The 4,069-nt window shown below is 64.3% G+C and carries 4 protein-coding genes; 3 read left to right on the top strand and 1 reads right to left on the bottom strand.

The window, feature by feature from the left end:
- From rpsI to VDP82_RS14885, 3 genes are all read left to right on the top strand, one after another.
- The coding region (gene rpsI, locus VDP82_RS14895) for a 30S ribosomal protein S9 (RefSeq protein WP_127311850.1) at positions 1 to 102 on the top strand (102 nt) is incomplete at its 5' end.
- Between the two features lie 205 nt (positions 103 to 307).
- Positions 308 to 946, top strand: coding sequence for an SdpI family protein (locus VDP82_RS14890; RefSeq protein ID WP_323015620.1), 639 nt, complete (start codon positions 308 to 310; stop codon positions 944 to 946).
- Between the two features lie 171 nt (positions 947 to 1,117).
- Positions 1,118 to 2,485, top strand: coding sequence for a dicarboxylate/amino acid:cation symporter (locus VDP82_RS14885; RefSeq protein WP_323015619.1), 1,368 nt, complete (start codon positions 1,118 to 1,120; stop codon positions 2,483 to 2,485).
- 37 nt (positions 2,486 to 2,522) lie between these two features.
- Here the strand turns inward: VDP82_RS14885 and VDP82_RS14880 are convergent.
- Positions 2,523 to 4,069: FAD-binding protein (locus tag VDP82_RS14880; protein WP_323015618.1), on the bottom strand; the 1,547-nt coding region annotated here is incomplete at its 5' end.

Here is a 4,069-nt window from a genome sequence, read left to right as displayed (position 1 = left end):
CTCAAGAAGGGTGGCTTCCTGACCCGCGACAGCCGCGTGGTGGAACGCAAGAAGTACGGCAAGGCCAAGGCCCGTCGTTCGTTCCAGTTCTCCAAGCGCTAAGCGCCGGAGTTCGGTATTTTGGAGAAGGGCCGGGAAACCGGCCCTTTTTCGTTTTGGGTTTTTGCCCTGGGCCATCCCGTCCACCGGATCATTCCGGCGGTTCTAACGACGCCTTGTTTCTGTTGCGTCTGCTGATGGGCCATAATTGGCAGATAATTTTTCATCGAGCCTTGCGAACCGTCGGCGCGCACCAGACCTTCCAGCCATGTCCAGCCTCGTCACCCGCTTCCATACATTGCTCCTGTCGGTCACCATCGCCATTACGGCGGTCGGCTTTTTCCGCATTCCCGCCGATTTCGCCTTTCCGGCCCATTGGACAGGCAGCACGCCGGACTGGCTCTGGCCTCGCGACGCGGCCCTTCTCGCGGGACCGGCGATCCAACTCGTCCTCGTCGCCGCCTTCTTCCTTTTGGGCCGGCTGCTGACGAAAAATCATCTTGCCAAGACCCGGCATATCTTCGAGCCGGCGCTGTCGCTGCTTCTGGCCATTATCGCGGCCACCCAGCTCAGCCTGCTTTTCGTCGGCATCGGCTCCGATCTCGACTTGATGCGCGTCACCGGGGCCGGGCTGGGCGTGGTCCTGTTGCCCATCGGCGTGGTGCTGTTCGAGGCCGAGCGGCACACCTATGCCGGCCTGCGCATGCCCTGGCCAATCGCCGATGACGGAGCCTGGCGGCTGGTGCATCGCCTCTGCGGCGGCGCCTTCTTCGTTTCGGGCCTCGCGCTGCTGGCCCTGGCCTGGTTCAATGTCGGCGTCGGCATTCTCGTCATGGCTTTTGCCGGCGCTGTGTTCGTTCCGGCGGTGCTGGCCGCCGGTACAAGCGTTCTGCTGGCCAAAAACTGATTTCGCATCGCTATTGCCCAATTTCGGTGCTTGCCGAAGAATTTTTTCCTCTTCCGACCCGCAAAGAAAATCCCGTATGCAGCGATTTGCGGCGGGGAGGGATAGATTGTGGGCAATTTCGAGGCAACGCGCTCAATCCCTGGGCGGGCCTCGTTTGTTGCAGGTCCACCCATGTCACCCACCACAGTCTCCGCCCGGGCGCCATCGGCACCCAAGCCATTCTACACATCCTTCGGCTTCCAGGTGCTCGCCGCCATGGTCGTCGGTCTCGTGCTGGGCCTCATCGCCCGTAATCTCGGGCCCGATGCCGCCGGCAATGCCAACTGGCTGACCCAGACGCTCTCCACCATCGGCTCGTCCTTCGTCTCGCTGCTGCGCGCGCTGGTGCCGGTGCTGGTCTTCACTGCCATCGTCGCCTCCATCGCCAATCTGCGCGAATTGAACAATGCCGCCAAGCTGGTGTGGCAGACCCTGCTCTGGTTCGCCATCACTGCGCTGATCGCCGTGGGCATCGGCATTGCGCTGGGGCTCATCATCCAGCCGGGCCTCAATACCGCCGTGGCCGAAACCGCCGCCCGCGCGCCGTCCTCCACCGGCTCGTGGCTCGATTTCCTCAAGGGGCTCATCCCCTCCAATATCCTGGGCCTGGCCGCCTCCACCCGCGTTTCCGACAGCGGCGCCACCACCAGCCTGAACTTCAACGTGCTGCAGATCCTGGTGATCTCCATCGCCGTGGGCATTGCCGCGCTCAAGGTCGGCCCTGCGGCCGATACCTTCCTGGCCTTCAACCGCTCCTTCCTTAAGATCGTGCACAAGCTGCTCTGGTGGGTCATTCGCCTCACCCCCATCGGCACCATCGGCCTGCTCGGCAATGCGGTCTCGGTCTATGGCTGGGACGCTCTGGCTCAGCTCGGCTGGTATTCGGCGGCCATCTATATCGGCCTCTTCCTCGTGCTCTTCGTGGTCTACCCGGTGCTGCTCCAGGCCAACGGGCTCAACCCCATCCGCTATTTTCAAGGCGCCTGGCCGGCCATCCAGCTTGCCTTCGTGTCGCGCTCATCCATCGGCACTCTGCCGCTGACAGAGCGTATTACGGAGAAGAACCTCGGCGTGCCGCGTGAATATGCCGCCTTTGCCGTGCCCCTGGGCGCCACCACCAAGATGGACGGTTGCGCGGCCATCTATCCGGCGATCTCGGCCATTTTCGTGGCCCAGTTCTTCGGCGTGCCGCTCGGCATCGAGCACTACCTGCTGATCGTCTTCGTTTCGGTCATCGGTTCGGCCGCCACGGCGGGCCTCACCGGCGCCACCGTCATGCTGACGCTGACGCTCTCCACCCTGGGCCTGCCGCTGGAAGGCGTCGGCCTGCTGCTGGCGGTCGATCCGATCCTCGACATGGGCCGCACGGCGGTCAACGTCGCCGGCCAGGCGCTGGTGCCCACCATCGTCTCCAAGCGCCAGGGCATTCTCGACCAGGCCACTTACGATCGGGGCGAGACCATCGAGGCGCTGGACGCCGAAGCGGTCCCCGCCACCTGAACCAAAAAGGGGAGGCCCAGGCCTCCCCTCCCTTTTTCTATCCGGCGCGCGGAATGAAGAGCTGTTCCGGCCCGATTCCCCTGGGCACATATTTGCCCTTGTGCAGCCGGAAGGCGTCGCCGCAGACCGAACGCGCCAGATCCGCCAGCGCATGCAGCTGCGCCTCGTCGGCTGAGCTGGTTTCCACCCACATGAACGTCCGAGCGCTGGCCGCATGGGTGCTGAAGCGGATGCCGATCCCCTGTTCTTTCGGGAATGTAATGGCGCCGCGCGCCATCTCTTCACGCAGGCGGGCGATGAAGGCGGGCGCCATGGCGATGGGGATGCAAAGCTCCATATTGCGAAAACGCGGGCGCATGCGCTTGAGGATAGCCCCCACCAGCGGCCGCGCCGGCACGCTGCGCCAGGTGCCCAGCACCTCGTGGGACTTGCCCACCACGCGCCGGCCGCGCGGCATGCGCAGCTTCAGCACCAGCCGTTGCAGCGAATAGGGCAGGCCTCTCATGGGCAGGAAAGGCGCTTGGTCGTCCGGCGTCGGCCTCTCCACCGGGTTGATATTATAGATCAGAAACGTCTTGTGCCCGGGGAACCAGTGCAGCGTGGTGGCGGCGTTCTCGGCATAGCCGCCGGCGATGATCGCATCCAGCTCCGTCTCGTCGCGCCACTGGATGACATTGGCCAGATAGTGCTGGGGCACGCAGCGGAAGGTGATTTCGGTGAGCGTGATGCCGTCGGCCCGCTGGCGCAACCGATCCCAAAGCGCCACGTCACGGCGGGATTCGTGCTCCTCGCCGCTATCGTCGACGTAACGGATTGCCTCCACCAGATCGTAGAGCGTGGCATGGGTGCTGCTGCTGCCATGTACCTCGGTGAAGAAGCAGGCTCCAGCCGAGACGCCGACGAATTCGGGCAGGGTGGCCAAAGCCTGCCCCTGCTGGTCGAGAAAGCTGATGAGGGCGGAAAGCCGCGTACCGGCCAGTACCGTCACCGACTGCCCCTCATGCCGCACGATGCCCTCATAGCGGGCCAGTGACAGCGTATCGGTCAGCGGCGCATCCTGGAACCAGCGCGAGTAGCCGTGGCCGGTCGCCTGGTAGTGGCGGCCCGCACGGGCATTGTCCAGGATATCCTCGATCCTGGCACCCGTGCGGTCGGCGCGAAGCGAAGTGAAATGACCGGCCAGCGCCCGGCTAGCCTTGTGCTGCGACACTCCCTTGAGCTTGTCGCTGCGCATTTCGATGTCATGGGCGAAGAACCACATGGTCGAGGGCATGAGCCGCCCCGCCGTCGCCGTGATCGCGCCCGGCAGGATCAGCGCCTTTCGGCCGGCCGCCTGCGCGGCGGCGGCAAAGAAATCGCCCGATTTGACGTCATTATCGGCCAGGTTGAACACCTCGCCGGATATACCCTGCTCGATCAGTGATTTGAGATGCAGGCTGAGATCGGTGACGTGGATGAGGTTGATGGTACGCCCGCCCAGTCCCACCGGAATTTTTCGCATGGCCTCCACCATGCCGGTCGACCAGTTCATGCCTGGCCCGGTGACCACGCTGGGCCGCACGATCAGCCACGGAATGCCCCGTG

Source organism: Devosia sp. (assembly GCF_034675085.1).
In the GTDB taxonomy this organism is placed as follows: Bacteria; Pseudomonadota; Alphaproteobacteria; order Rhizobiales; family Devosiaceae; genus Devosia.
Note: the sequence above shows the minus strand (reverse complement) of the source record. Positions and strands in the feature narration are given on the sequence as shown.

Coding starts and splice junctions, on each gene's coding strand:
- VDP82_RS14890 (WP_323015620.1), top strand. CDS start 308: ATGTCCAGCCTCGTCACCCGCTTCCATACATTGCTCCTGTCGGTCACC.
- VDP82_RS14885 (WP_323015619.1), top strand. CDS start 1,118: ATGTCACCCACCACAGTCTCCGCCCGGGCGCCATCGGCACCCAAGCCA.